Source organism: Streptomyces sp. CB02923 (assembly GCF_001905005.1).
GTDB lineage: Bacteria > Actinomycetota > Actinomycetes > Streptomycetales > Streptomycetaceae > Streptomyces.
The window spans coordinates 87,801-114,741 of the sequence record NZ_LWKZ01000005.1; the positions used below are offsets into that span (position 1 = coordinate 87,801).

Below are 26,941 nucleotides of genomic sequence, written 5' to 3' on the forward strand. Positions count from 1 at the left end.
CAGGTCAGGCGGACGACGCCGGAAGATAGCCCAGCTGCGCCGCGAGCACCCCCGCCTGGAACCGGCTGCGTGCCTTCATCCCGGCCATCGCGTCGGTCGCGATCCGGCGTGCCGTCCGGGCCGAGACGCCGAGCCGCCGGGCGACCGTGGCGTCCGTGTGGCCCTCGGCGAGCAGTTGCAGCGCGGCGAGGTGCTGCCGGGTGAAGCCGTCCGCCGTGCGCCGGGGCGGGGGCGGGCCCAGCCGTTCCGCCGCTGCCCACACGGCGTCGAACAGCGTGCTCAGCGCGGCCACCACGCCGGGCACCCGTACGGAGACGGCGGCCTCGGCGCCGCCTTCGCCGGTGGTGGAGACGAGCGCGGACCGCCGGTCGACGACGACCATCCGGGTAGGCAGCACGGCAGCGGTACGGACCTCGGCGCCGGCCGACGCCAGCCACTCGGCGTACGCCACGGCCTCCGGGTCGTACCGGGCGCTGTCGAGGCAGACGGTGCGCACCCGGATTCCCCGCGCGAGGACGTCCTCGAACAGCCGCCGGGACGCCGGCGGTCCGGACGACGTGCACGGCTGCCCGGCGGCGAACACCTGGACCTCCTCTTCGGCGGCGGTGGCGAGTTCCGCCAGATGGTCGGCGATCCGGTCGGCTCCCGCCAGCCGGTGCACGCCGTGGTCGGCGGCGAAGTGCTGGTGTGCGGAGAATTCGGAGACCAGCCGGGCGGCGGCGGCCCGGCTCTCCTCCACCCGCTGTTGCTGCGCGGCGAGTTCGGCCTGCTGGCGGGCGAGGAGAAGGTCCATGCCCAGGCGCGGGCTCACCGCGTACAGCCGGTCCGGATGCTCCGTGGAAGGCCGTACCAGTCCGAGGGCGGCCAGCCGGTCCAGGGCGCGCCCGGTGTCCCGTTCGGCCATTCCCGTACGGGACGCCAGCTCGGTGGCGGAGGCGTGCGGTTGGGCCAGCAGGGCGCGGTAGACCGATTCCGTCGCCGGTTCGACGCCCAGCCGTCCGAGAACGTGCTCCGACGTGCGCATGATTCTTCCCCCTGAGATGCGGCACCTGGTCCGGGCGGCGGGCGCCCCACGCGCCCGGCCGTCGGGGAGCCTTGACGGGCTTCCCACCCCGGACCACGGATCCAGGGGCCCGAAAAACTCAGCTCCGCGTCGGCCACGGCGCATCTGTGTCCCGTCTCACTCCGCCGTCCCGGCCCCTCACCGGTCCCCGGCGAGCCGTGCGGCGGCCTCGTGCATCGCCAGTTCGAGCACCGCCGGTTCGGTGAGCCGGCCCGTGCCGTCCGGGACGACGAGCCAGCGCACGCCGCCCGTCGCCCGCCCCGGGTACGGCACCACGATCCAGCTGCCGTCGCCCGCGCCGCGCACCCCCGTCCCGAGCCAGCGCGCGGCCGTACCCGGCGGCACGAAGAATCCCGTACGGGCGTCCCCGAAATCTCCGAGGACCGGGCCCGGCAGGTCCAGTACGTGGGTCAGTACGTCAAGGGTCGGCCGTCCCAGTGCGCCGGGCACGATCAGTACGTCCCAGAGCCGGCCGGCCGGGAGGAGGGCGACCCCGAGGGGGTTGCGCTCCCAGTCCCACCGGCAGGCGTCCGGGTCCGCTGCCGCCGTCACCAGCCACTCCACTGCGTTCTTGGCCCCCGCGACGTCCATGTCTCCTCGCTTCCGCGGTCCGCTCGGACCGCTGTCCGCCCGTTGAGAGGCGGCGGAGGCGGCATCCTTACACGGGTTTGCCGGGGTTTTTCACGGAAGACGGAAGCAGCCGGGGGCGCGGGGTGGTGAGCGGACGCGCGGGGAGTGCGATGCGGGCGCGCCCAGGGAAGACGGGCGCGCCCGGAAACCTTCGGGGCCGATCCGCCCCGTCCCGACCGGAGGCCGGTCCGAGCCGGTCCGAGCCCGTCCGGGCTCCTCAGCTGTCGAAGCCGAGCCCGGCCCTGTCCATCGCGCGCAGCCACAGGTTGCGCCGGCCGCCGTGGGTGTCGGCCCGCGTCATCGACCACTGCGTCAGGCCGATCCCGGCCCAGCGCAGCGGCTCCGGCGGGAACGGCAGCGGCTTCTTGCGGACCATGTCCAGTTCGGTGCGCTCGGTGCGCTCCCCGGCCAGGAGGTCGAGCATGACCTCGGCGCCGAAGCGGGTGGCGCCCACGCCCAGGCCCGTGTAGCCGGCCGCGTAGGCGACCCGGCCGGCGTACGCGGTGCCGAAGAAGGCGGAGAAGCGCGAGCAGGTGTCGATGGCGCCGCCCCAGGCGTGGGTGAAGCGCAGGCCCTCCAGTTGGGGGAAGCACCGGAAGAAGTGCCGGGCCAGCTTCTCGTACGTGGCCGGACGGTGGTCGTACTCGGCCCGGACCGACGCGTTGAAGCGGTAGACGGCGTCGTAACCGCCCCACAGGATGCGGTCGTCGGCGGTGCGGCGGAAGTAGTGGAAGTGGTGGTTGCTGTCGGACAGCCCCTGGCGGCCCTGCCAGCCGATGGCGGCCTGCTGCCCGGCGGAGAGCGGTTCGGTCATCAGCGCGTGGTCGTAGACGGGGACGACGTACGGGCGGACGCGGCGCACCAGGGACGGGAAGACGTTGGTGCCGAGGGCGACCCGGCGGGCGAAGACCCGGCCGTACGGCGTGCGGGCGGCCATGCCCACGCCGTCGGCGGCGAGCGCGGTGGCGGGCGTGTGCTCGTAGATGCGTACGCCCAGGTCCAGGCACGCCTTCTTCAGCCCCCAGGCGAGGCGGGCGGGGTGGAGCATGGCGACGCCCGTACGGTCCCAGAGGCCGGCCAGGAACGTCGGCGAGACGACGTGCTCGCGCAGTGCCTCGCGGTCGAGGAACTCCACACCGGGCAGGCCCAGGCGCGCGGCCTGCTCGGCGCCCTCCTTCAGTTCGGCGACCTGGTGGGGTGCGGTGGCGACGCTGATCTCGCCGGTGCGCTCGAAGGCGCAGTCGATGCCGTGGCGGGTGACGGCGTCCTCGATGGCGTCGAGGTTGCGGGCGCCGAGTTCTTCGAGTTTCTTCAGCTCGTCCGGCCAGCGGTCCAGGCCGTTGCCGAGGCCGTGGGTGAGGGAGGCGGCGCAGAAGCCGCCGTTGCGGCCGGAGGCGGCCCAGCCGACCTCCTGGCCCTCCACGAGGACGACGTCGCGCCCGGGGTCGCGCTCCTTGGCGAGCAGCGCGGTCCACAGGCCGGAGTAGCCGCCGCCGACGACGAGGAGGTCCGTACGTGCGTCGCCGACGAGGGCGGGGAGGGCGGCGGGGCGCGCCGCGTCGTCCAGCCAGAACGAGGTCGGCGCGGCGTCCGCGAGGGCGTGGACAGGGGTGGTCATGGCAGCTCGTGCCATGGTTCTCAGCTCCTCTTCCGGCGTCCGGAGAGCAGCTGTGCCCCCAGGACGCAGACCACGGCGATGAGGAACATCGCCGTTCCGATGACATTGATCTGAACGGGTGTGCCGCGCTGCGCCGATCCCCAGACGAACATGGGGAAGGTCACGGTGGAGCCGGCGTTGAAGTTCGTGATGATGAAGTCGTCGAAGGAGAGCGCGAAGGACAGCAGCGCTCCGGCGGCGATACCGGGCGCGGCGATCGGCAGGGTCACCCGCAGGAACGTCTGCGCGGGGGACGCGTAGAGGTCCTGGGCCGCCTGTTCCAGACGTGGGTCCATGCTCATCACCCGGGCCTTGACCGCCGTGACGACGAAGCTCAGGCAGAACATGACGTGCGCGATCAGGATCGTCCAGAACCCGAACCGGATGCCCATGTTGAGGAAGAGGGTGGCCAGCGACGCGGCCATCACCACCTCGGGCATCGCCATCGGCAGGAAGATCAGGGTGTTGACGGCGGGCCGGGCGCGGAAGCGGTAGCGGGCCAGCGCGAAGGCGATCATGGTGCCCAGCACGGTCGCGCCGACCGTCGCCCAGACGGCGATCCGCAGGCTCAGACCCAGCGATCCGCACAGGTCGGCGACGCCGCACGGGTCGGTCCAGGCGTCCGCCGAGAAGCGCTGCCAGGCGTAGTTGAAGCGGCCGTTGGGTTTGTTGAAGGAGAAGACCAGCACGACGAGGTTGGGCAGGATCAGGTACGCGAGCGTACCGAGGCCCGCGAGCACGACGAGGTGGCGGCGCAGCCACCGGAGCACGGCCATCAGACCAGGTCCTCCGTCCCGGACTTGCGGATGTAGAGCGTGACCACGGCGAGGATGGCCGCCATGAGGAGGAAGGAGAGCGCGGCGGCCGTCGGGTAGTCCAGGACGCGCAGGAACTGCGACTGGATGACGTTGCCGATCATCTTCTGGTCGGTGGAGCCGAGCAGTTCGGCGTTGATGTAGTCACCGGCGGCGGGGATGAAGGTCAGCAGCGTACCGGCCACCACACCCGGCATGGACAGCGGGAACGTCACCCGCCGGAAGGTGGTGACCGGGCGGGCGTACAGGTCCCCGGCCGCCTCGTGCAGCCGCGGGTCGATGCGCTCCAGCGAGGTGTACAGCGGCAGCACCATGAACGGCAGGAAGTTGTACGTCAGGCCGCAGACCACCGCGAGCGGCGTGGCCAGCACCCGCTGCCCCTCGGTCAGCCCCAGCCAGCTGGTCACGTCCAGGACGTGCAGCGAGTTCAGTACGCCGACCACCGGGCCGCCGTCCGCCAGGATCGTCTTCCAGGCCAGCGTGCGGATCAGGAAACTGGTGAAGAACGGGGCGATGACCAGGACCATCACCAGATTGCGCCAGCGGCCCGCCTTGAAGGCGATGAGGTACGCCAGCGGGTAGCCCAGGACGAGGCAGAGCACGGTCGCGGTGACCGCGTAACCGACCGAGCGCAGGAACTGCGGCCAGTACTCGCCGAGCGCGTCCCAGTAGGCCGCGAAGTGCCAGGTGACCTTGAAGCCCTCTTCGAGGGAGCCGGTCTGGACGGAGGTGGACGCCTGGTAGACCAGTGGGGCGGCGAAGAAGACGACCAGCCACAGGATGCCGGGGAGCAGCAGCCAGTACGGGACGAGCCGCTTCCGCGCGCCGCGCTTGCGGGCCTCCGGCACGTCCCCGGAGGCGGGCGGTGGCGGCGCCTCGGTGGTCGTCGTCATGCCGCCTCCTCGCCGGTGTCCGCGCCCGCCTCGATGTCCTGGGAGGCGTCCAGGCCGAAGGTGTGCGCGGGGTTCCAGTGCAGGACGACCTCCGCGCCGGGCACCAGGCGCGGGTCGCGTTCGACGTTCTGCTCGTAGACGGCGAGGCGGCCGGCGCCCGGGGACTCGATGACGTACTGCGTGCTGACGCCGAGGAATCCGGCGTGTTCGATACGGCCGGGCAGCCGGTTGCGGCCGTCGTCGATCGTCCCCGCGTCGTCGGCGTGCGCGAGGGTGATCTTCTCCGGCCGTACGCCCGCCAGGACCGTGCCGCCGGTACGGGCCGTGGCGCGACATCGTCCGGCGGGCAGCCGCAGCTTGCCGCCGCCCGCGGTGAGCAGCAGTTCGTCGCCGCCCGCCGTCACCACCTCGGCCTCGATGAGGTTGGAGGTGCCCAGGAAGTTGGCGACGAAGGTGGTGCCCGGGTTCTCGTACAGGTCGGCGGGGGCGCCGAGCTGCTCGACGCGGCCGCCGTTCATCACCGCGACCGTGTCGGCCATCGTCATGGCCTCCTCCTGGTCGTGGGTGACGTGCACGAAGGTGATGCCGACCTCGGTCTGGATGCGCTTGAGTTCGAGCTGCATCTGGCGGCGCAGCTTGAGGTCGAGGGCGCCCAGCGGCTCGTCCAGGAGGAGCACCTGCGGGTGGTTGATCAGGGCGCGGGCCACCGCGACGCGCTGCTGCTGGCCGCCGGAGAGCTGCTGTGGTTTGCGGCGCGCCATCGGACCGAGTTCGACCAGGTCGAGCATGTCCCCGACCTGTTTCTTCACGGATTTGATGCCGCGGCGGCGCAGGCCGAACGCGACGTTCTCGTAGATGTCCAGGTGCGGGAAGAGCGCGTAGTTCTGGAAGACGGTGTTGACCGGGCGCTTGTACGGGGGCAGCCCGGTGACGTCCCTGCCGTCCAGCTCGACGGTGCCGCCGGACGGGTCCTCCAGGCCCGCGATCATGCGCAGGGTGGTGGTCTTGCCGCAGCCGGAGGCGCCCAGCAGCGCGAAGAAGGAGCCCGCCGGAACCGTGAGGTCGAGCGGGTGGACGGCGGTGAAGGAGCCGTAGGTCTTGCTGATCCCGGAGAGGCGGACGTCGCCACCGGAGGTCGGTGTCATGGGTGGTCCCGTGGGGTCGGAGGGCGGGCGCGGGCCGGTTCATGGCCGGGCGGCGGGCGGGGCGGACCCGGCTCAGGCGCCCGTGAGGTCGGCGAATTTCCGGGCGAAGTCCTTGCTCTCCTCGCCGCTCAGGGCGCGGAAGGAGTGCGACCGGGCGGCCATGTCCCGGTCGGGCAGGATCAGCGGGTTGTCCGCCAGCTCCCGGTCGATCTTCGCCAGTTCCTCGCGTACGCCGTCGACCGGGCACACGTAGTTGATGTACGCCGCGATCCGCGCCGCCACCTTCGGCTCGTAGCAGTAGTCGATGAGGCGTTCGGCGTTCCTCTTGTGGCGGGCCCGGTTCGGCACCATCAGGTTGTCCGTGGAGGTCATGTAGCCGGCCTTCGGCACGGCGTACCTGATGTCCGGGTTGTCGTGCTGGAGCTGGACGATGTCCCCGGCCCAGGCCACGCACGCGGCGAGGTCGCCCTTGCTGAGGTCGTTGATGTAGTCGTTGCCGGTGAAGCGCCGGATCTGCCTGCTGTCGACGCCCTGCTGGAGCCGGGCCACGGCGGCGTCGAAATCGTCGGCCGTACAGTCCTCCGGGCGTTTGCCCATGTCCAGGAGCGTCAGCCCGACGGTGTCGCGCATCTCGGAGAGGAAGCCGACCCGGCCCTTGAGCCGCGGGTCGTCCAGCAGCTGGCCGACGGAGTCGACGGTGCGGCCGCCGGTGGCCTCGGCGTTGTACGCGATGACCGCCGGAATGCCCGTCCAGGGGTAGGAATGGGCGCGGCCGGGGTCCCAGTCCGGGTCGCGGAACTGCGGGGAGAGATGAGCCCTCGCGTGCGGCAGGGCGGCGGGGTCCAGCTTCTGGATCCAGCCGAGCCCGATCATCCGCGCGCACATCCAGTCGGTGAGCACGATCAGGTCCCGGCCGGTGTCCTGGCCCGCCGCCAGCTGCGCCTGGATTCTGCCGAAGAACTCGTCGTTGTCGTTGACGTCCTCGGTGTACTTCACCGCGATCCCGGTGCGGCGGGTGAAGGCGTCCAGCGTCGGCCGTCGCCTGCCGTCGTCGCTGACGTCGAGGTACTCCGTCCAGTTGGAGAAGACGACACGTTTCTCCGGTCCGGAGTGGTCCTCGGACCGTCCGGCGTCCGTACGGCCCGCGGGCGGGATGCCGCAGGCCGACAGCGCGCCGACGCCGCCGGACGCGAACGCCCCCGCCGCGCTCGCGCGCAGCAGCGACCGCCGGGTCATGGCCATCCGGCCGTCGGTGAGGCTGCGCCGCACGGCGGCGAGTTCGGGCGGGGACAGGCTCCCGGGCTGCCGGGTGTCCTCCATGCGCGGTGCCCTTTCAGGATGAGCCCGGTGGTCGGCCGGTGCGGCTGTGCGGCGGCTGCCGCCTTGTGCGGAGCCCGCGTCTCAGGTGCGGTCCCCGAAGACGGTCCGGTGCCAGTCCTTCCTGACGAGTCCGGTGTTGTCGTACATGACGTGCTTGACCTGCGTGTACTCCTCGAAGGAGTACGCGGACATGTCCTTGCCGAAGCCGCTGGCCTTGTAGCCGCCGTGCGGCATCTCGCTGAGGATCGGGATGTGGTCGTTGACCCAGACGCAGCCCGCCTTGATCTCGCGGGTGGCGCGGCCGGTGCGGTAGACGTCCCGGCTCCAGGCGGAGGCGGCGAGGCCGTACGGGGTGTCGTTGGCCAGCGCGATCCCCTCGTCGTCGCTGTCGAAGGGCAGCACGGCCAGCACCGGGCCGAAGATCTCGCTCTGTACGGCCTCGCTGTCCTGCGCGGCGCCCGTGATGAGCGTGGGCCGGTAGTAGGCGCCCTTGGCCAGGTCGCCCTGGGGGGACTCGCCGCCGGTGACGACGGTGGCGTACGAGCGGGCGCGCTCGACGAATCCGGCGACCCGGTCGCGCTGGGTGTGCGAGATCAGCGGGCCGAGGTCGGTGGCGGGGTCGAACGGGTCGCCGAGCCGTACGGTCGCCATCAGGTCGGCGACGCCGCCGACGAACGCGTCGTAGAGCGGGCGCTGGACATAGGCGCGGGTGGCGGCGGTGCAGTCCTGGCCCGTGTTGATCAGGGCGCCCGCCACCGCGCCGTGCACGGCGGCCGCCAGGTCGGCGTCGTCGAAGACCACGAAGGGCGCCTTGCCGCCGAGTTCGAGGTGCAGCCGCTTGACGGTGCTCGTGGCGATCTCGGCGACCCGTTTGCCGACCGCCGTCGAACCGGTGAAGGAGGTCATGGCGACGCCCGGGTGGGCGACCAGGTGCTCGCCCGCTTCCCGGCCCGTACCGGAGACGATGTTGAGCACGCCGTCCGGGATGCCCGCCTCGGTCGCCGCCTGCGCGAACATCAGCGAGGTCAGCGGGGTGATCTCGGCGGGCTTGAGGACGACCGTGTTGCCTGCCGCGATGGCCGGCAGCACCTTCCAGGCCGCCATCTGCAAGGGGTAGTTCCACGGCGCGATGGAGCCGACGACGCCGATGGGCTCGCGGCGGATCACGGAGGTGTGGTCAGGGCTGTACTCCCCCGCCGACCGGCCCTCCAGGTGCCGTGCGGCGCCCGCGAAGAAGGCCGCGTTGTCGACCGATCCCGGTACGTCGAACTCCTCGCTGAGCTTGACCGGCTTTCCGCACTGGAGCGACTCGGCGTACGCCAGTTCGCCGGCCCGCTCCCCGAGGACGGCGGCGAAGCGGTGGAGGGCGTCGGAACGCTCCCCGGGGGTCGCGCCGGCCCAGGCGGGGAAGGCGTCCCCGGCGGCCCGTACGGCCGCGTCCACGTCCGCCGTCGAGGCCGGACGGTAGGTATGGACCTGCTCGCCGGTGGCCGGATCGACCACCTGCTGGGTACGGCCGGAACTGCCGTCCCGGAGCTCTCCGCCGATGTACTGCGCGCCCTCGGCGAATCGTTCGTTCACGTCGAATCGCTGAACCATGGTGCTCTCCTCCGCCGGGCGCCGGGGCCGCTCGGCGGCTCACCCAGGCGTAGCTCTTTCCGGAATCGATGGCTGATCTTGACAGAGCAACAGGGCCTCAACAAGGGATTCCGTTGTTGCCTTTTGGTTACGCGACGGATTCTGCGCTTTCCGTCGTGAGGCACCCCGCCCCGTTGTCAGTGCCCGCTGACAGAATCCCGGCATGATGCACGGCAGCACGGGGGTGCGGGGATGAGCGAGACACGGGACCAGACGGCGGCCGGTGCGGCGGAGGGTGCGCGAGCCGCTGCCGACGGGCCGCGCTCGGCCGGGGAGCTGACCGCGCGGGCGGCCGCGGGCGAGCCATTCGACTACCTCTGCTTCTGGGGCCACGCGCCACGCCGCGACGGGCGGCTCGGCGCGAGCTGCTTCAGCCAGTGGTGGCCCTCGCCGTTCACCGTCGACGGCGTGCGGTACGCCACCGCCGAGCACTGGATGATGGCCTGCAAGGCCCGGCTGTTCGGCGACGCGGAGGCGGAGCAGCGGGCGCTGTCCGCCGGGCACCCGAAGCGGGCGAAGGACGCGGGCCGCTCGGTGCGCGGCTTCGACGGCGCGCAATGGGAGCGGCACCGCTTCGGGTACGTGGCCGACGGCAGCTTCCACAAGTTCGGCCAGGACGCCGCCCTGCGCGACCACCTCCTCGGCACGGGCACCCGCGTGCTCGTCGAGGCCAGCCCGCTGGACCGCATATGGGGCATCGGACTGGCCGCCGACGACGAGCGCGCACAGGACCCGGCCCGCTGGCGCGGGCTGAACCTCCTCGGCTTCGCCCTGATGGAGGCCCGGCAGCGACTGGCGGCGGGGGCCGGGTCCGCGGCCGGGTAGAGCTCAGGCGAGGACGACGAGCCGGGTCCCGGACCGGGCCGGGAGGGCAGAGAGGACAGGGAGGGCAGGGACGGCGGCCGGTCCGAGCGCGGGCGCGGTGCCGTGCGTACGGGGGCCGGGGGCGGGCGCGGCTTCGTACGTGTCCGGGCCGTCGTCGTCGGAACCGGAGCCACCGCCCGAACCGGAGCCGCCGTGACCGGGGCCGTGGCCGGGGCCGTCGGAGCCCGACCCGTCGGAGTAGCCGGGGTCCCAGGGGTCGTCGCCGTACCCCGCGAAGGTCGCGTCGACCACCACGAAGAAGCAGATCATGAACACGCTCAGCAGGACCGCCACCCCGCCCAGGACCACTCCGGCCAGCGCGCTCCCGCCGTTGTCCGCCTCGCCCCTGGAGGCCCTCGCCCGTCCGACACCGCCGAAGATGACCGCGAGCACCCCGAGCAGGACACCGAGCACGACCGTGACGCTGAGGACGGCGCCCACGATCCCGAGGACGAGAGCGGCCGTGCCGAACCCGTTGTTCGCCCCGGCAGGCATCCACTGCTGCTGGTAGCCGGGCGGCAGCTGCTGCCCCGGGTGACCGCCCGCGTAGGGAGCGCCGCCCCAGCCGGGCCCGGCGGTGCCGTACGGGGAGACGCCGTCACCGTGCGAAGGCCCGGCGGTGCCGTACGGGGAGACGCCGTCGTGCGGAGGCCCGGCGGTGCCGTACGGGTTCCCGGGGCGCTGCCCGTTCGCCCCGGCGCCGGATATCGGCGGGGCGCCGGAGGGCGGCGCGTACGCCCCCGCCGTGCCCGGCGCGGGTGGCGGCGGCGGAACGTCGTACCGACCGCCCGGAGCACCCGCCTCACCCGCTGCCCCTGACCCGCCGGAAGCAGCCGGAGCGCCGGAAGCGCCGGGCCCGTCCGCCGCGGACGCGGCCTTGGCCCGCGCGTCCGCCACCGGCCCGGCCTGCGGCCCCCGGTCCTCCGGCGGCGCCCACGGGTCGCGCGGCTCAGGCTCCTGACTGTCGGACATCGACACCCCCACAATCCCCCCCATTCACTGTCCGCCCATGCTAAGACCTGCACCGTCCGCCGAAGCAGGTCCCACTTACGATGAACACCGTCCGCAGCACCCCAGCTCCACCCCTCGACCAGGAGGAACCGTTGTCCGATCTCGACGCTTTCATCGCCGGACTGCCGAAGGCGGAGCTGCACGTCCACCACGTCGGATCGGCTTCCCCGCGCATCGTCTCGCAGCTGGCCGCCCGCCACCCGGACTCCGCGGTCCCCACCGACCCCGAGGCGCTCACCGACTACTTCACCTTCCGCGACTTCGCCCACTTCATCCAGGTCTACCTCTCCGTCGTGGACCTCATCCGTGACGCCTCGGACGTCCGGCTGCTGACGTACGAGATCGCCCGCGACATGGCGCGGCAGAACATCCGCTACGCCGAGCTGACCGTCACCCCCTACAGCTCCACCCGCCGCGGCATCCCGGACGACGCCTTCGTCGAGGCCATCGAGGACGCGCGCCGGGCGGCGGAGACCGAGCTGGGCGTGGTGCTGCGCTGGTGCTTCGACATCCCTGGCGAGGCCGGTCTGGAGGCGGCCGAGGAGACCACGCGGATCGCCTGCGACCTGCGGCCGGAGGGGCTGGTCTCCTTCGGGCTCGGCGGCCCGGAGATCGGCGTGCCGCGCCCGCAGTTCAAGCCGTACTTCGACCGCGCCATCGCCGCGGGCCTGCACTCGGTCCCGCACGCCGGGGAGACCACCGGCCCGCAGACCGTCTGGGACGCGCTCACCGACCTGCGCGCCGAGCGGATCGGCCACGGCACCAGTTCCGTGCGAGACCCGAAGCTGCTGGCCCACCTCGCCGAGCACCGCATCCCGCTGGAGGTCTGCCCGACCTCGAACATCGCCACCCGCGCCGTGCGCACCCTCGACGAGCACCCGCTGAAGGAGCTGGTCGACGCGGGGGTGCTGGTGACGATCAACAGCGACGACCCGCCGATGTTCGGCACGGACCTGTGCCTGGAGTACGGCGTCGCCGCGCGCCTGCTGGACCTGGACGCCGCCGGGGTCGCCGCCCTGGCCAAGAACGCCGTCGAGGCCTCGTTCATGGACGCCTCCGCCAAGGCGGCGCTGGCCACCGAGATCGACGACTACACCGCGGCGTGGCCGCGGTGAGGGCCGGACGGGTCACGGTCATCGGGCACCGCGGCGCCCCGTACGACCACCGCGAGAACACCCTCGCCTCGCTCCGTGCGGCGCTCGAAGCGGGCGCCGACGCGGTCGAGATCGACGTACGGCTGACCGCCGACCGCGTACCGGTCCTGCTGCACGATCCGACGCTGGAACGCCTGTGGGGCCACGACCGCCGGCTCTCCTCGCTCACGTACTCCCAGGTGGACGAGGTCACCGCGGGCGGTGTGCCCACGCTGCGCGACGCCCTCGCCCTCACCGCCGGGTACCCGGCCGCCCGCGCCCTGGTCGACCTGCCGGACCCCGCGGCCGCGCGGGCCGCCGTCACCGAGGTCCACGAGTCCGGCGCCGCCGATCGCGCGTACTACTGCGGCGGCGGCCGGTCCATGCTGGCCGTGCGCGCCGCCGACCCGGCCGCCGAACTCGCCCTTTCCTGGAGCCGGACGGCCCCGCCCCGCCCCGAACTGCTGGCCCGGGTCCGCCCCCGCTGGCTCAACTACCACTTCGGCCTGGTCACCCGGGACCTGGTCGAGAGGGCCCACGGCGACGGCTATCTCTTCGCCGCCTGGACCACCGACACGCTCCGCGCCGCGCGCCGCCTCGGACGGGCGGGCGTCGACGCCGTCACGACCAACCGCGTGGCCGCCGTACGCGCCGCGCTCTGACGCGTACCGGCCCTCGCCCGTCGGCTCAGCGCCGCAGCAGCCGCCGCGCGACGAAGTGGGACAGGGCCGTGGCCGCTCCGGCCACGGCCAGTCCGCTCACCGTGCCGCGCACGTCCGCGGGCCTGAGGCGCCCCGCGTGCCGCAGTCTGCCGCGCGCCCACAGGGCGTACGGGACGACGATGAGCGGTGAGGTGACCGAGCCGGGGGTGTAGCCGCGTACGGCGGCGGCCTGCGCGAGGTGCACCAGGCCGTGCAGCCCGAATCCGTCCACCGCGCCCTGGAAGAAGGCCGAGCGGCCGCCGGTGCGGTGTCCCTGTGCCGAGGCGGCGGCCACGATCACGGCCATGGCGCCCACCGCGACCGTGAACTCCCGCTGGTCGACGCCCTCCAACGCCTTCCAGAGGCGTTCCGGCGCCCCGGGGAACCGTTTCCGCAACTCCGGCAGGCGCGCCCGGATCCAGCGCGGCCCGAAAGCCACCTCCTCCGCGTCGTGCAGCGCCCAGGCGGCGAGCAGCCCGAACGTGACGGCGGGGCTCATGTCCTGCGTGGTCTTCGACATGACGGCCGAGTCTGGCACAAGCCCAAATACCGCTCACACCCGGCCACTTACGAACGCACTTGACCTTGTCACGGTGTCAAGCCGTCCACTGAGGGACACGCCCGTCCGCCCCTGCTCCCCTCACCTAGGACCCTCGTGCTCACCTACACCGGCTCCGGCCCGTACTGCTACAGCAGTTGTCTCGCGATGGTGCTCGGCCCCGCGGCCCCGTCGACCGCCGTCATCGAAACCCTCACCGGCTCCCCGTTCGGCGTCCAGCTCATCGGCGGCACCCTGCCGCTGTTCGACCCGTACGGCTGGGACCCGGAGCTGGGCCTGGACGCCGCCATACCGGCGCTCGGCCTGCGCTGCGTACGCGACGCGGGCGGTACCCAGGACGAGGCACTGGCCCGGCTGCGCGCCGCCTGCGCGGAAGGGCCGGTCCTGGCCGGCCCTCTGGAGATGGGCCTGCTGCTGTTCCAGTCCGGCTCCGGCACCGCGATCGGCGCCGACCACTACGTGGTCGTCCTCGCGGTCGAGAACGGCACCATCCTCCTCCACGACCCGCACGGACACCCGTACGCGACACTGCCCGCCCCGGCGTTCGCCGCCGCCTGGCGCGCGGAGACGGTGCCGTACACCGACGACGCGTACGTGATGCGCTCCGCCTTCGTACGAGAGCGGGCGACCGACCCGGCCGACGCCCTGCGGCGGTCGCTGCCCGACGCCGTGCGGTGGCTGGCCGGGCGCGACGACCTGCCGGTCCCGCCCGGATCGCTGGGCGGGGCCGCCGCGGTCGAGGCGCTGGCGGACCAGGTCGCCAAGGGCGACCTGACCGCCGAGGCCCGCGGCCTGCTCGGCTCCTTCGCCATCCAGGTCGGCGCCCGCCGCCTCAACGACGCGTCCGCGTGCCTGGGGTCGCTGGGCCTTGAAGCCCCGGCCGCCCTCCTGGCCGAACAGTCCCGCATCCTCGGCGGCCTGCAACTCCCCACCGTCTCCGGGGACGACACGTCGCTGGAAGCGGCCCTACGGGACCTCGCCCCCACGTACGAACGGCTCCGCACGGCCCTGGAGCGGACGGTCGCGCACAGCACCCCCCGCTGACCGGCGCCTCACAGCCCCACGATCCCGTTCCACTCCTTGGCGAACGCCGGGCGCTCCTTGGAGGTGATGTCGCGGGCGATGGCCAGCCGCTCGCGCATCGCGTCGTCCGGGAAGACCAGCGGGTCCTCGGCCAGCGCGGCACGTTCCCCGTCCTTGGAGGAGGCGAGGACGTCCCGCGCGGCCGGCACCGGGCAGACGTAGTTGACCCAGACGGCCAGCTCGGCGGCGATCTCCGGCCGGTAGTAGAAGTCGATCAGCTGTTCCGCGTTGCGCTTGTGCTCCGCGCGGGCGGGGATCATCAGGCTCTCCGCCCACAGTTCGGCGCCCTCCTGCGGCACCACGAACTCGATGTCCGGGTTGTCCTCCCTGAGCTGGATGACATCGCCCGAATACGCCTGTGCCGCGAGCACGTCCCCCGAGGCCAGGTCCTTGATGTAGTCGTTGCCGGTGAAGCGCCGGATGTGCTTTTCGGCCACCAGGCGGCGGATGCGGCCGGTCATCCGGTAGAAGTCGCTCTCCGTCCAGCGCGTGATGTCCACGCCGTCGCCCTGCATGAGCATCGCGAACGACTCGTCCAGCCCGGACAGCAGCGTCACCCGTCCGCGCAGGTCGTCCTTCCACAGGTCCGCGGTGTGCCGGATCTCCCGGCCGAGCTTCCTGCGGTGGTACGCGATGCCGGTGATGCCCGACTGCCACGGCACGGAGTGCTTGCGTCCCGGGTCGAAGTGCGGTGCGCGCAGCAGCGGGTCGAGGTGCCGTGCGACGTTCGGCTGCCGGGCCCGGTCCATCTCCTGCACCCAGCCGAGGCGTACGAAGCGGCCGCACATCCAGTCGCTGATGACGATCAGGTCGCGGCCGGTCGGCTGGTGGTTCATCAGCGCGGGGCTGATCTTTCCGAAGAACTCGTCGTTGTCGTTGATCTCTTCGGTGTACGTGACCGAGATGCCGGTGTGCTTCTCGAACGCCTCCAGCGTCGGCCGCCGCCGGGTGTCCCGCTCGTCCACGTCGATGTAGAGCGGCCAGTTGGCGAAGGTCAGGCGCCGGTCGCGGGCCGAGCGGTCCGGGGCGGCGCGGTCGGCCGGGCCGACGTACGCGGCGGGCACTCCGCATCCGGCCGCCAGCAGGGCCAGCGCCCCGGCCGTTCCCGTACCGACCGTGCTCCGTAGCAGCGAACGCCGCGAAAGTTCAGCCATGGCGAGCACTCTCACGCGCCGTGGGCGGCGGCGGCAAGCGACAGAGCGTCGGCTGCCGGGCCGCCGCCCACGACGGTGTGCCGGGCGGCGGGCCGGGTCCGCCGGGCCCGCCGCCGTGGCGGGTCGCTCAGCCGTCGAGCGACGTCATCACGTGCTTGATGCGCGTGTAGTCCTCGAAGCCGTAGCCGGAGAGGTCCTTGCCGTAGCCGGACTTCTTGAACCCGCCGTGCGGCATCTCGGCGACCAGCGGGATGTGGGTGTTGATCCACACGCACCCGAAGTCCAGCTTCTTGGACATCCGCATCGCCCGCGCGTGGTCCTTGGTCCACACCGAGGACGCCAGCGCGTACTCGACGCCGTTGGACCACTCGACGGCCTGGTCCTCGTCCCGGAAGGACTGGACGGTGATGACCGGGCCGAAGACCTCCTGCTGGACGATCTCGTCGTCCTGCTGGAGACCGGAGACGACGGTCGGCGCGTAGAAGTAGCCCTTCTCGCCGACCTGGTGGCCGCCCGCCTCGATCTTGGCGTGCGCGGGCAGGCCGTCGATGAAGCGCTTGACCTGCGCCAGCTGGTTGGCGTTGTTCAGCGGCCCGTAGAGCACGTCCTCGTCGTCCGCCGCGCCGGTCTTGGTGTCGGCGGCGGCCTTGGCGAGCGCGGTCACGAACTCGTCGTGGATGGACTCCTGGACGAGTACGCGGGTCGCGGCCGTACAGTCCTGGCCCGCGTTGAAGTAGCCCGCCACCGAGATGTCCTCGACGGCCTTGGCGATGTCGGTGTCCTCGAAGACCACGACCGGCGCCTTGCCGCCCAGCTCCAGGTGGACCCGCTTGAGGTCCTTCGAAGCGGACTCGGCGACCTGCATACCGGCCCGTACGGAGCCGGTGATCGAGGCCATCGCCGGGGTGCGGTGCTCGACCATCAGGCGGCCGGTGTCGCGGTCGCCGCAGATGACGTTGAAGACGCCGCGGCTGTGGCCCAGTTCGTCCAGCACACTGCCGATGATGTCGGCGATCAGCACGGTCGAGGCGGGCGTGGTGTCGGAGGGCTTGATGACCACGGTGTTGCCCGCGGCCAGCGCCGGCGCGAACTTCCACACCGCCATCATCATCGGGTAGTTCCACGGCGCGACCTGCGCGCAGACACCGACCGGCTCGCGCCGGACGATCGACGTGAAGCCGTCCATGTACTCGCCCGCCGCGCGGCCCTCCAGCATCCGGGCGGCCCCCGCGAAGAAGCGGATCTGGTCCACCATCGGCGGGATCTCCTCCGAGCGCACGAGCGCGAGGGGCTTGCCGCAGTTCTCCGACTCGGCGGCGATCAGCTCCTCGGCCCGCTCCTCGAAGCGGTCGGCGATCTTGAGCAGGACCTTCTGGCGCTCGGCCGGCACCAGGTCGCGCCAGGCGGGGAAGGCGGCCTCGGCGGCGGCCATGGCGGCGTCGACGTCCGCGGCGGCGGACAGCGGAGCGGTGGCGTACGCCTCACCCGTGGCCGGGTCGACCACCTCCGTGGTCCGCCCGTCGGCGGCGTCCCGGAACTCCCCGTCGATGTAGTTGCGCAGCCGACGCAGTTCGGTGGTCACGAGCGACCCCTCCTAGTCAGATGTCCAGTGGTTGAGATGCCCACCCTAGTCAGGAAGGCAACGTTTTCGACATACCCACAAAGGGTGAACAACGAAATCAGTGATATCGAGCGCGACAGGCAACTGATTTCATTGAATCGGGGTTGCGGGACTGACGAGGCTCGTGCACAGTGAGGGATGTGGCCACTCGTGACAGAAACGGCACCCAGTCGATCGACTCCGTCTCCCTGGCGATCATCGAGCAGCTCCAGGAGGACGGCCGCCGTCCGTACGCCGCGATCGGCAAGGCCGTCGGCCTGTCCGAGGCGGCGGTGCGGCAACGCGTACAGAAACTGCTCGACCAAGGCGTGATGCAGATCGTCGCGGTCACCGACCCCCTCACGGTCGGCTTCCGGCGGCAGGCGATGGTCGGGATCAACGTCGAAGGTGACCTCGACCCGGTGGCCGACGCCCTGACGGCCATGGAAGAGGTCGAGTACGTCGTCATGACCGCGGGCTCCTTCGATCTCCTCATCGAGATCGTCTGCGAGGACGACGACCACCTCCTGGAAATGATCAACAAGCGGATCCGCACGCTGCCCGGCGTCCGGACCACCGAGAGCTTCGTCTACCTCAAGCTCCGTAAGCAGACCTACACCTGGGGAACCAGATAGCCATGACCGCTGACCTCTCGAAGACGGCCTACGACCACCTGTGGATGCACTTCACCCGCATGTCGTCGTACGAGAACGCCCCCGTGCCGACGATCGTGCGCGGCGAGGGCACCGACATCTACGACGACAAGGGCAAGCGCTACATCGACGGTCTGGCCGGCCTCTTCGTCGTCCAGGCCGGGCACGGCCGCGCCGAACTCGCCGAGACCGCGCTCAAGCAGGCCCAGGAACTGGCCTTCTTCCCCATCTGGTCGTACGCCCACCCCAAGGCCGTGGAACTCGCCGAGCGGCTGGCGCACCACGCGCCCGGCGACCTGAACAAGGTCTTCTTCACCACCGGCGGCGGCGAGGCCGTCGAGACCGCGTGGAAGCTGGCCAAGCAGTACTTCAAGCTCACCGGCAAGCCCACCAAGCACAAGGTCATATCGCGTGCGGTGGCCTACCACGGCACGCCGCAGGGCGCCCTGTCCATCACCGGCCTGCCGGCCCTCAAGGCCCCGTTCGAGCCGCTGGTCCCCGGCGCGCACAAGGTCCCGAACACCAACATCTACCGGGCACCGCTCTTCGGCGACGACCCGGAGGCGTTCGGCCGCTGGGCCGCCGACCAGATCGAGCAGCAGATCCTCTTCGAGGGCGCGGACACCGTCGCCGCCGTCTTCCTGGAGCCGGTGCAGAACGCGGGCGGCTGCTTCCCGCCCCCGCCCGGCTACTTCCAGCGCGTACGCGAGATCTGCGACCGCCACGACGTGCTGCTCGTCTCCGACGAGGTCATCTGCGCCTTCGGCCGCCTCGGCACGATGTTCGCCTGCGACAAGTTCGACTACGTACCCGACATGATCACCTGCGCCAAGGGCATGACCTCGGGCTACTCCCCCATCGGCGCCTGCGTCATCTCCGACCGGCTGGCCGAGCCGTTCTACCAGGGCGACAACACCTTCCTGCACGGCTACACCTTCGGCGGCCACCCGGTCTCCGCCGCCGTCGCCTGCGCCAACCTCGACATCTTCGAGCGCGAGGGCCTCAACCAGCACGTGCTCGACAAAGAGGATGCCTTCTTCTCGACCCTGCGCAAGCTCCACGACCTGCCGATCGTCGGCGACGTCCGCGGCAACGGCTTCTTCTACGGCATCGAACTCGTCAAGGACAAGACCACCAAGGAGTCCTTCAACGACGAGGAGACCGAGCGGGTCCTGTACGGCTTCCTCTCCAAGGCCCTCTTCGACAACGGCCTGTACTGCCGCGCCGACGACCGCGGCGACCCGGTCATCCAGCTCGCCCCGCCGCTCATCGCCGACCAGCCGGTCTTCGACGAGATCGAGCAGATCCTGCGGGGGACGCTCACGGAGGCCTGGTCGAAGCTCTGACGAACGGGGACCGGGGGACGGGTCCGCGCCCGCGTCAGCCCAGGCCCGCCCCGGCCCGCCCGGTCGACGAGCGAAGGCGACCGAAGCCGACCGGCAACGGCACACCCGGCCGGGTTCTTCATATAAGCCGCCATTTGAGTGAACCTGAGCCGTGGTGCGCGGCGAGCGCCGAATACCGAGGGTCGCCACTCCTTACCGTGCCAGTGACCGATACTCTCCATGGTCGTTCACCCGGTTGGGGGAACGATCGGACGCGACGAGCATGAGGTGCGCAGATGGTGGCCCCACCTGACAACGACGTTCTCTGGGCGCGCGGCCTGCACCACACCTACGCCGGATCCCCCGCGCTCGTGGGGGTCTCCCTGGGTGTCCGCGAGGGCGAGATCCTCGCCGTCACCGGGCCTCGCGGCTGCGGCAAGACGACGCTCCTGCGGTGCCTTTCCGGCCAACTTGCGCCGGACAGCGGCGAGATCTGGTTCAACAGTTCACCCGTGCACACACTCTCCGCCGCCGGCCGTGAACGGCTGCGCCTGGACCGCTTCAGCTGGGTGGACACCGAACCGCATCTCGTCCCCGAGCTGACCGCCTGGGAGAACGCCGCCCTCCCCCTGCTGCTGCGCGGAGTCGGTCACCGCGCCGCCAAGCAGACCTCCGGCGAATGGCTGGACCGGCTGGACGTGGGCATGTGCGCCCGCCAACGTCCCGGCCGCCTCGACCAGTCACAGCGTCAGCGCATCGCCATCGCCCGCGCCCTGGCCTGCGCTCCGCGGGTCCTGTTCGCCGACGAGCCCACCGCGCCGCTGCACCGCGCCGACGCCGCCCAGGTCCTGCGCGCCATCACCACGGCCGCCCGCTCCCACGACATCACGGTCGTCCTGGCCACCCACGAGCCCGAGGCCGAGACCCTCGCGGACCGCACCGTGGCGCTCCTCGACGGCCGGCGCGTCGGCACCAAGGCCCCCGCCTCCGACAAGGAAAGCAGGGCAGAGTGCTCGCTCTCCGTCTAGCCCGCGGGGCCCACCCCCTCGTCCTCCTGCGCCGCCTGCTCGTGGCCGCCGCCTCCGCCGGCACCGGCTTCCTCCTCCTGGCCGCACTGGGCCACGCCGCCGCCCACCCGGCGACGGCCACCGACGCTCTCGTACGCCTCCTCTGGTGCGCCGTCCCGGTCGCGGCCACCACCCAGCTCGCCGTGTCCGCGGCCCGTACCGACCCCGCCTCCCGTCCGCAGCGGGGCATGTCCGCCGCCGGCCTGGGGCCCGTCCGGCTGACCCTGATCGCTGCCACCTCCACCGCGGTCTCCTGTGTCCTGGGCAGCTTCTTCGCGCTGCTGGTCTTCCTCGCGCTCCGTGGCGACCTGGGCGGCGCGACCGCGACCGGCTCCGCCACCGAGCTCCTCGGCGCGGGCAGCCCGCTGCCCCTGGCCGGTGCGCTGATACTCCTCGCCGTCGTCCCGCTGATGGCGGCCGCCGCCACCGCCGTCGTCCTGCGGCCCCGCAAGGACGCCCGCGCCGGCCGGCGCGGGGTCCGGGCAGCCACCGGCACCGGCGACCCGCTCACCGCCATGGACACCAACAGCACCCGTTCCTCCGTACCCGCCGCGCTCCCGTGGGGGATCACGCTGACGGCAGCCGGACTCGCCCTGGAGGTCTACGTCAGCCGCGGTTCCGCCGACGCCGACACACTCCTCCCCTTGCCGGAACGCCTCATCGGCAGCCCGCCGGGTGTCCTGGCGGGCTGGGCGCTGTCCGCCCTCGGCCTGGTCCTGGCCGGTCCGGGCCTGACGCAGCTGTCCGGCCGGCTGCTCGCCGCCGGCCGTCCGGGCGCCGTACGCCTCCTCGCGGGCCGTGTCCTGCAGGAGGAGTCCCGGCGCATCGGCCGTCCGCTCGGCGTGCTCTGCGCGGTCGCCTCCGGTACGTACGCGGCGGCGATGGTGTACGACGCCGCCCCCACCCGGCCCCTCGGCCCTCTCACGGGGCTGGGCGCGGCGCTCGTCCTGGCCTGTGTGACGGCCAGCGCCCTCACGGCGGCTTTGGAAGCCCGCTGGGCCCGTACGCACACCACCGCCGCCCTCCGCCGCCTCGGTACGCCCCGCTCCCTCCTGCACCGCGCCTCCGCCCTCCGCATCCTGGCCCTCCTGCTCGTCCTCGGGCCGCTGACCTGGGCCATCGCCGAGCTCGCCGCCCTCCCTCTGCTCCACTGACACCCACCTCGCATTCCTCGCGCCCCTCCCCCCCCCGGGCGTCCCCGACCCTCGGAACGCCCGCCTACGATGACGGGCGTGCAGCCGAACTCCGAGTCCTCCGCGTCCCATCGCCCCATCGCGCGGTCGCCCCGCCGCGGCAGCGACCGCGAGATCGAGTCACTCGTCGCGTTCGACCGCGTGCTGGCCGGGGGCGGTCTCCGCGGTTTCCGCGTCCAGTCCGTCGATCTGACCGGCCGCACGTCCGCCCTGCTGGGCACGCCGGTCTCCGACGCCGTCTTCCTCGGCTGCCGGATGGAGCCGGAGGCCGCCGCGAGCGTGCGGGCGGGCGGTGCGCTGGTCTTCCCGCCGGTACCGGATCTGCCCTTCGACCCGTACCGCGGCAGTCTCTACACGTCCGACGAGCTGTTCGAGGGCCTCGCCACCGACGGCGGCTACGCGGCGACGCCCGATGCCCGCGCGTACGACTGGTACCGGCGGACCATGTCGGACGGCGACGTCTTCGCCTCGATGCTGCGCGGCATCCACGACGACGCCGTCTCCGACGCGCTGGACGAACACCTCACCGGCGCCCGCGTCGTCGGTGTCATGGACGGACACGCGCTGGAGCGCGGGACCGACGCCTACGAAGGCGCCGCCCGGCTCGGCCGACGGCTCACCCGGGCCGGTCTGACGGTCGCCACGGGCGGCGGCCCGGGGGCGATGGAGGCCGCGAACCTCGGCGCTTACGCCGCACCCTTCGACGACGCCATGCTCGACGAGAGCCTGGCGCTCCTCGCCAAGACGCCGCACTTCGCCCCTTCGGTGACGGACTGGGCGCGGGCCGCCTTCGAGGTGCGCGCCCGCCGGCCGGGCGGTGGCGACTCGGTCGGCATCCCCACCTGGTTCTACGGGCACGAGCCGCCGAACGCCTTCGCGGCGCACATCGCCAAGTACTTCGTCAACGCGGTCCGTGAGGACGGCCTCCTGGCGCGTTCCAACGCCGGGGTGGTGTTCCTGCCGGGCGCGGCGGGCACCGTGCAGGAGATCTTCGACAACGCGACCCCGAACTACTACGGGTCGCGGGGCGAGCCGGCCCCGATGGTGCTCGTGGACCGTGCCCACTGGACCGAGAGGCTGCCCGCCTGGCCGCTGCTGCAGGCGCTCGCGGCGGAGCGCGCCATGTCCGCCAAGATCGCTCTGGTCGACTCGGTGGAAGAGGCCCCGGAGGCGCTGGCCCGCCTCGCGGATGCCACGGCGGGGTGAAGAACACCGCACGCCGCCCGGCGCCGTGGACGCTGGGCGGCGAGGGCGGTCAGCGGCCGGTGTTGTGCAGACCCGGTGTCTCGGAGTCGCCCTGATCCGCAACCGGCAGGAGACCGTGTTTGGTGCTGCCCTTGCGGTAGCCGAACGTGTCGGCCGACGGCGGCGCACACCTTCCGGAGAGCCGGCCCGTCCTTTGCCCCGCGGCATCTGTTTGACCGTCCGAGGCAACTCCCGCCCCCGAATCCACGTCTGCCTAGCCAGGTAATGAACAGGTAAATCCATGCAGTGCGCGAACGGAGTTCTTGGTGCTCATCGGTCTTCTGACGGCGGTAGCGGCCTCGGCCTGCTACGGCACGGGGTCGGTCCTGCAAGCGGTGGGATCGCGCAAGTCCGCGCGCCGGGAGGCGGCCGCCGCGTCCACGACCGGCGTCACCCAGCACGGCGGCCCCAGCCTCTCCTCCACCGCCAAAGCCGCTGTGACCTGGGAGTTCATGGTCGGCACTGTGCTGGATTTCGTGGGGTTCGGGCTGGGTGCGCTGGCCGCCCGGCTGCTGCCGCTCTTCCTTTCGCAGACCGTCATCAGCGCCAACCTCGTGATCACCGCCGTGCTCAGCATCAAGCTGCTCGGCATCCGGCTGAACCGTCCCGAGTGGGCCTCCATCGCCGTGGTCTGCTCGGCGCTGGTCCTGCTGGCCACGGCGGCAGGGCCGGAAGGCGGCGGTGACTCCTCGACGACCACGCACTGGTGGCTGCTGGCCGCCTCGGTGGCACTGATCGGCGGAGGGACGCTGATCGTCCGGCTGCTCGGCAGCCGCGCCGCGATTCTCGCCGGTCTGCTGTCGGGCCTGGGCTTCGGCGCGCTCGGCGTCGGCGTGCGCGTACTGAACGGCGTCGACCCGTTCCACCTGCCCACGCTCCTGGCCGACCCGGCCCTTTACGCGATTCTCGTCGCCGGCATCGGCGGCATGTACCTGCACACGGTCGCCCTCCAGATCGGTTCGGTCAACGGCGCCACGGCGGCACTGGTGGTGGGCGAGACGGTGGTTCCGGGCATCCTCGGGGTGCTGTGGCTCGGCGACTCCTCCCGGCCGGGCTTCGCCTGGATGGCCGTGCTGGGCTTCGTCGTCGCGGTGGCCGGTGCCGTCGCGGTCGCCTGGTTCGGCGAGCCGGAAGACGGCTCCGCGACCGGTACGGCCGATGCCGCGGTGCCGGCTCCGGCGGAAGCCCCGGACACGGCCCTGGCCGGGCAGTCGGCGGACGGCGACGTCCGGTCCGGCGCCGAGCCGGCCCGCCCGGCGGGCAACCGCGCCGGCTCGTAGGAGCGGTCACGGTCCGGTGGCCGGAAGGCAGCCGCTCGCCCGCTGCGGCCGGGCGGCCGGAAGTCAGCCGTCGGCCCGGCGGCCGGGAGGTACGCACCCGTCGCCTCAGCGGCCCGGCGGCCAGGAGGTGCTCACCCGCCGCCTCAGCAGTCCGGCGGCCGGGAGGCACCCGCCCCCCGCCCGTCAGCGGTCCAGCACCACGACGTCCTCCGCGCTGAAGAGGACCCCCACCCTCTTCCCGTCTTCGGGGGCGTCGCGCAGGGCGCAGGCCGCCTCCAGCTGCGGTCCGGAAGCGGGCCGGAGCTGGAGCGTGACGTGGGTGCCGCGGAAGGTGCGGGCCGCGACCGTGCACGGAAGCCCTTCCGTGGCGGTCGTGATCCGTACGCCCGCCGGACGTACGAGCAGGCGGCACGGCCCGTCCGCCGTGCCCTCCGGCACCGGGAGCTTGCCCCACGGAGTGTCGGCGGTCCCACCCCGTACCGTCGCCTCCACCACGTTGTCGAAGCCGAGGAAACGGGCGACGAACTCGGTGGCGGGGCGCTGCCAGACCTCCAGCGGTGTGCCGCTCTGCGCGATCCGCCCTTCCTGCATGACCACCACCCGGTCGGCGAGGGCGAACGCCTCCCCCTGGTCGTGGGTCACCGCCAGCACGGTCGTCCCCACCTCCCCGAAGACCCGGCGCAGTTCGACGACCAGGCGCTCCCGCAGGCCGCGGTCGAGCTGGCCGAGCGGCTCGTCCAGCATCAGCAGCCGGGGCTGCGGCGCGAGCGCCCGGGCCAGCGCGACCCGCTGCTGCTCACCACCGGACAGCGCGGCGACGGCGCGCCGCTGCGCACCCGGCAGGCCGACGAGGTCCAGGAGGCCGGCCACCGTACGTTCCTGCTCGGCGCGGGACACCCCGCGCATCCGCAGGCCGAAGGCCACGTTGCCGCCGACGTCCCGCTGGGGGAAGAGCTGGTGGTCCTGGAACATCAGCCCGACGCCGCGCCGGTGCGTGGGGACGCCCGACTGGTCGCGGCCCTCCAGGTACACGCGCCCCGCGTCGGCGGGCCGCAGCCCCGCCACGACGCGGAGGAGGGTGGATTTCCCGCTGCCGCTGGGCCCCAGCACGCAGACGATCTCCTGCGCGGCGACGTCCAGGTCCACCGCGTCCAGTGCCGGCGGCTGCCCGTCGCGGAAGCGGACGGTGACGTCCGCCAGCCGCAGCAGTGCCTCGTCCGCCGTACGGTCGGCGTGTTCCGCCATCTAAAACTCTCCGGCCTGATCGGTACGGATGCGCTCCAGCGCCAGCAGCGCGCCCGCGCACACCACCATCAAGATCGTGGACAGTGCCATCGCCTGCCCGTAGTTGAGTTCTCCGGCGCGTCCCAGCAGCCGCGCCACGGCCACCGGCAGCGTCGGGTTGTCCGGCCGGGCGATGAAGACCGTCGCGCCGAACTCGCCCAGCGACACGGCGAACGCGAAGCCCGCGGCGATCAGCAGCGCCCGCCGCACGAGCGGCAGGTCGACCTCGCGCCACACCCGCCACGGTGAGGCCCCCAGCACCGCCGCGGCCTCCCGCAGCCGGTCGTCCACCGCGCGCAGCACGGGCAGCATGGTCCGTACGACGAAGGGGACACCGACCAGGGCCTGCGCCAGCGGCACCAGCCACCACGACGAGCGCAGATCGAGCGGCGGCTGATCGAGAGTGATCAGAAAACCGAAGCCGACGGTCACCGCCGAAACTCCGAGCGGCAGCATCAGCAACGCGTCGAACCCCCGCACCAGCCGGCCGCCCCGCTTCGTCAGCGCGGCCGCCGCCAGCCCTCCCACGACCAGGGCGATCAGCGTGGCGGCGGCCCCGTAGGCGAGCGAGTTCCACAGGGCGTTCAGCGGGGCGACGGCGAACGTGCTGTCCATCGAGGCGGCGGATTGCAGAGCCCGGTAGAAGACGAGCCCGTAGCCGTCCGGCCCGGCGAAGGACCGCTCGATCAGTACCACCAGGGGCATCACCAGCAGCAGGGCGATCACGACGAGCGTTCCCCACAGCAGCGCCCACTGGCCGGCGCCGCGGGGCCGCCGTACCGTCTGCGCCGGGTCGACGAGCGTGAGGGCGGACTCCCGCTGCCGTACGGTCCAGGCGTGCAGGCCCAGGAGCGCCAGTACGGCGGCGAACTGGAGCAACGTGAGAACGGCAGCGGTCGGCAGGTCCAGGAAGTCGGCGGTCTGCCGGTAGATCTCCACCTCCAGTGTGGAGAACTTCGGGCCGCCCAGGATCTGCACCGCCCCGAAGGAGGTGAAGGTGAAGAGGAAGACCATCAGTGCGGCGGCCGCGACGGCTGGGGCCAGGGCGGGCAGCGTCACCCGCCGCCAGGCGCCCCAGCGGGACGCCCCGAGCACCCGGGCCGCTTCCTCCTGCCGCGGGTCGAGCTGCCCCCACAGGCCGGAGACGGTCCGTACGACCACGGCGTAGTTGAAGAACACGTGCGCCAGCAGGATCGCCCACACCGATGTGTCCAGCCGTACGCCCCACAGCTCGTCCAGCACGCCGCCGCGCCCGACCAGTGCCAGGAACGCCGAGCCCACCACCACCGTCGGCAGGACGAACGGCACCGCGACCACGGACCGCAGCAGCCGCTTTCCGGGGAATTCGAAGCGCGCGAAGACATACGCGCCGGGGAGCGCGATCAGCAGCGTGAGCCCGGTCGAGGCCGCCGCCTGCCAGACGGTGAACCACAGGACGTGCAGGACGTCCGGGTCGGAGAGCACCTCACCGGCCCGGCCCAGCTGCCACTGTCCGCCGTCCTTCAGCCCGCGCCCGACGATCGCGGCGACCGGGTAGGCGAAGAACAGCGCGAAGAAGGCGAGCGGCAGGGCCATCAGGGCCAGCCGCGTGGCCGTCCCGCGTGAGCGGCGCGCCCGCTTCTCGCGGC

The 26,941-nt window shown here is 72.4% G+C and carries 24 protein-coding genes; 10 read left to right on the forward strand and 14 right to left on the reverse strand.

Annotated features, from left to right (window positions below; all coding sequences use genetic code 11):
• Nucleotides 1-4: 4 nt before the first annotated feature.
• From A6A06_RS09440 to A6A06_RS09475, 8 genes are all read right to left on the reverse strand, one after another.
• Nucleotides 5-1,024: a helix-turn-helix domain-containing protein gene (locus A6A06_RS09440; RefSeq protein WP_073760757.1), complete on the reverse strand. Its 1,020-nt coding sequence runs from the start codon at nucleotides 1,022-1,024 to the stop codon at nucleotides 5-7.
• 177 nt (nucleotides 1,025-1,201) lie between these two features.
• Nucleotides 1,202-1,654: a hypothetical protein gene (locus A6A06_RS09445; protein WP_073760758.1), complete on the reverse strand. Its 453-nt coding sequence runs from the start codon at nucleotides 1,652-1,654 to the stop codon at nucleotides 1,202-1,204.
• Nucleotides 1,655-1,910: 256 nt separating this feature from the next.
• Nucleotides 1,911-3,326, reverse strand: coding sequence for an NAD(P)/FAD-dependent oxidoreductase (locus tag A6A06_RS09450; protein WP_073760759.1), 1,416 nt, complete (start codon nucleotides 3,324-3,326; stop codon nucleotides 1,911-1,913).
• 5 nt (nucleotides 3,327-3,331) lie between these two features.
• Nucleotides 3,332-4,126, reverse strand: coding sequence for an ABC transporter permease (locus A6A06_RS09455; protein ID WP_073760760.1), 795 nt, complete (start codon nucleotides 4,124-4,126; stop codon nucleotides 3,332-3,334).
• Entirely contained in the window at nucleotides 4,126-5,058 is a 933-nt protein-coding gene (locus tag A6A06_RS09460; protein ID WP_073760761.1) for an ABC transporter permease, read from the reverse strand. Before A6A06_RS09460 ends, A6A06_RS09455 begins: the two co-directional genes overlap by 1 nt.
• Nucleotides 5,055-6,203: an ABC transporter ATP-binding protein gene (locus A6A06_RS09465; protein ID WP_073760762.1), complete on the reverse strand. Its 1,149-nt coding sequence runs from the start codon at nucleotides 6,201-6,203 to the stop codon at nucleotides 5,055-5,057. The genes A6A06_RS09460 and A6A06_RS09465 overlap by 4 nt, the downstream gene beginning before the upstream one ends.
• Before the next feature lie 72 nt (nucleotides 6,204-6,275).
• Nucleotides 6,276-7,523 (reverse strand): polyamine ABC transporter substrate-binding protein, encoded by a 1,248-nt coding sequence (locus A6A06_RS09470; RefSeq protein ID WP_073760763.1) that lies wholly within the window; start codon nucleotides 7,521-7,523, stop codon nucleotides 6,276-6,278.
• 81 nt (nucleotides 7,524-7,604) lie between these two features.
• The gene (locus tag A6A06_RS09475; RefSeq protein ID WP_073760764.1) at nucleotides 7,605-9,122 is read right to left on the reverse strand and encodes a gamma-aminobutyraldehyde dehydrogenase; all 1,518 of its coding nucleotides are present in this window, start codon (nucleotides 9,120-9,122) and stop codon (nucleotides 7,605-7,607) included.
• 231 nt (nucleotides 9,123-9,353) lie between these two features.
• On the opposite strand from A6A06_RS09475, the gene A6A06_RS09480 reads away from it, so the two are divergent.
• Nucleotides 9,354-9,986 carry an NADAR family protein gene (locus A6A06_RS09480; RefSeq protein ID WP_073760765.1) on the forward strand — a complete coding sequence of 211 codons (633 nt, stop codon included), beginning with the start codon at nucleotides 9,354-9,356 and terminating at the stop codon, nucleotides 9,984-9,986.
• Nucleotides 9,987-9,989: 3 nt separating this feature from the next.
• Here the strand turns inward: A6A06_RS09480 and A6A06_RS09485 are convergent, their stop codons facing one another.
• Nucleotides 9,990-10,997: a DUF4190 domain-containing protein gene (locus A6A06_RS09485; RefSeq protein ID WP_073760766.1), complete on the reverse strand. Its 1,008-nt coding sequence runs from the start codon at nucleotides 10,995-10,997 to the stop codon at nucleotides 9,990-9,992.
• 131 nt (nucleotides 10,998-11,128) lie between these two features.
• Here A6A06_RS09485 and A6A06_RS09490 point away from each other — a divergent pair, with 131 nt between their 5' ends.
• Together A6A06_RS09490 and A6A06_RS09495 are read left to right on the forward strand one after the other, a co-directional pair.
• Nucleotides 11,129-12,151, forward strand: a complete 1,023-nt coding sequence (locus A6A06_RS09490; protein WP_073760767.1) for an adenosine deaminase — start codon at nucleotides 11,129-11,131, stop codon at nucleotides 12,149-12,151.
• Complete coding sequence (locus tag A6A06_RS09495) at nucleotides 12,139-12,831, forward strand: glycerophosphodiester phosphodiesterase (protein ID WP_073760768.1); 693 nt, start codon at nucleotides 12,139-12,141, stop codon at nucleotides 12,829-12,831. Before A6A06_RS09490 ends, A6A06_RS09495 begins: the two co-directional genes overlap by 13 nt.
• 25 nt (nucleotides 12,832-12,856) lie before the next feature.
• On the opposite strand, the gene A6A06_RS09500 is transcribed toward A6A06_RS09495, so the two are convergent.
• Nucleotides 12,857-13,390 carry an HXXEE domain-containing protein gene (locus A6A06_RS09500; RefSeq protein ID WP_073760769.1) on the reverse strand — a complete coding sequence of 178 codons (534 nt, stop codon included), beginning with the start codon at nucleotides 13,388-13,390 and terminating at the stop codon, nucleotides 12,857-12,859.
• 135 nt (nucleotides 13,391-13,525) lie between these two features.
• On the opposite strand from A6A06_RS09500, the gene A6A06_RS09505 reads away from it, so the two are divergent.
• Nucleotides 13,526-14,473, forward strand: a complete 948-nt coding sequence (locus tag A6A06_RS09505) for a hypothetical protein (RefSeq protein WP_199930782.1) — start codon at nucleotides 13,526-13,528, stop codon at nucleotides 14,471-14,473.
• Nucleotides 14,474-14,481: 8 nt separating this feature from the next.
• Here A6A06_RS09505 and A6A06_RS09510 read toward each other — a convergent pair whose 3' ends face one another.
• Nucleotides 14,482-15,666 carry a polyamine ABC transporter substrate-binding protein gene (locus A6A06_RS09510; protein ID WP_073760770.1) on the reverse strand — a complete coding sequence of 395 codons (1,185 nt, stop codon included), beginning with the start codon at nucleotides 15,664-15,666 and terminating at the stop codon, nucleotides 14,482-14,484.
• A 127-nt stretch (nucleotides 15,667-15,793) separates the two neighbouring features.
• Complete coding sequence (locus A6A06_RS09515) at nucleotides 15,794-17,248, reverse strand: gamma-aminobutyraldehyde dehydrogenase (RefSeq protein ID WP_073760771.1); 1,455 nt, start codon at nucleotides 17,246-17,248, stop codon at nucleotides 15,794-15,796.
• A gap of 179 nt (nucleotides 17,249-17,427) precedes the next feature.
• On the opposite strand from A6A06_RS09515, the gene A6A06_RS09520 reads away from it, so the two are divergent.
• The 6 genes from A6A06_RS09520 to A6A06_RS09545 all read left to right on the forward strand — a co-directional run bounded on the left by A6A06_RS09520 (nucleotide 17,428) and on the right by A6A06_RS09545 (nucleotide 24,029).
• Entirely contained in the window at nucleotides 17,428-17,901 is a 474-nt protein-coding gene (locus A6A06_RS09520; RefSeq protein WP_003980199.1) for an Lrp/AsnC family transcriptional regulator, read from the forward strand.
• A 2-nt stretch (nucleotides 17,902-17,903) separates the two neighbouring features.
• Nucleotides 17,904-19,265, forward strand: a complete 1,362-nt coding sequence (locus tag A6A06_RS09525) for an aspartate aminotransferase family protein (RefSeq protein ID WP_073760772.1) — start codon at nucleotides 17,904-17,906, stop codon at nucleotides 19,263-19,265.
• Nucleotides 19,266-19,540: 275 nt separating this feature from the next.
• A complete protein-coding gene (locus A6A06_RS09530) occupies nucleotides 19,541-20,272 on the forward strand; it encodes an ABC transporter ATP-binding protein (protein ID WP_073760773.1) in 732 nt (243 codons plus the stop codon).
• The gene (locus tag A6A06_RS09535; RefSeq protein ID WP_073760774.1) at nucleotides 20,254-21,465 is read left to right on the forward strand and encodes a hypothetical protein; all 1,212 of its coding nucleotides are present in this window, start codon (nucleotides 20,254-20,256) and stop codon (nucleotides 21,463-21,465) included. Before A6A06_RS09530 ends, A6A06_RS09535 begins: the two co-directional genes overlap by 19 nt.
• A 69-nt stretch (nucleotides 21,466-21,534) precedes the next feature.
• Entirely contained in the window at nucleotides 21,535-22,710 is a 1,176-nt protein-coding gene (locus A6A06_RS09540; RefSeq protein ID WP_079193914.1) for an LOG family protein, read from the forward strand.
• A 305-nt stretch (nucleotides 22,711-23,015) separates the two neighbouring features.
• The gene (locus A6A06_RS09545) at nucleotides 23,016-24,029 is read left to right on the forward strand and encodes a hypothetical protein (protein ID WP_073760775.1); all 1,014 of its coding nucleotides are present in this window, start codon (nucleotides 23,016-23,018) and stop codon (nucleotides 24,027-24,029) included.
• 183 nt (nucleotides 24,030-24,212) lie between these two features.
• Here the strand turns inward: A6A06_RS09545 and A6A06_RS09550 are convergent, their stop codons facing one another.
• A complete protein-coding gene (locus tag A6A06_RS09550) occupies nucleotides 24,213-25,274 on the reverse strand; it encodes an ABC transporter ATP-binding protein (RefSeq protein ID WP_073760776.1) in 1,062 nt (353 codons plus the stop codon).
• A complete protein-coding gene (locus A6A06_RS09555; RefSeq protein WP_073760777.1) occupies nucleotides 25,275-26,888 on the reverse strand; it encodes an ABC transporter permease in 1,614 nt (537 codons plus the stop codon). It abuts the gene before it with no gap.
• Between the last annotated feature and the right edge of the window lie 53 nt (nucleotides 26,889-26,941).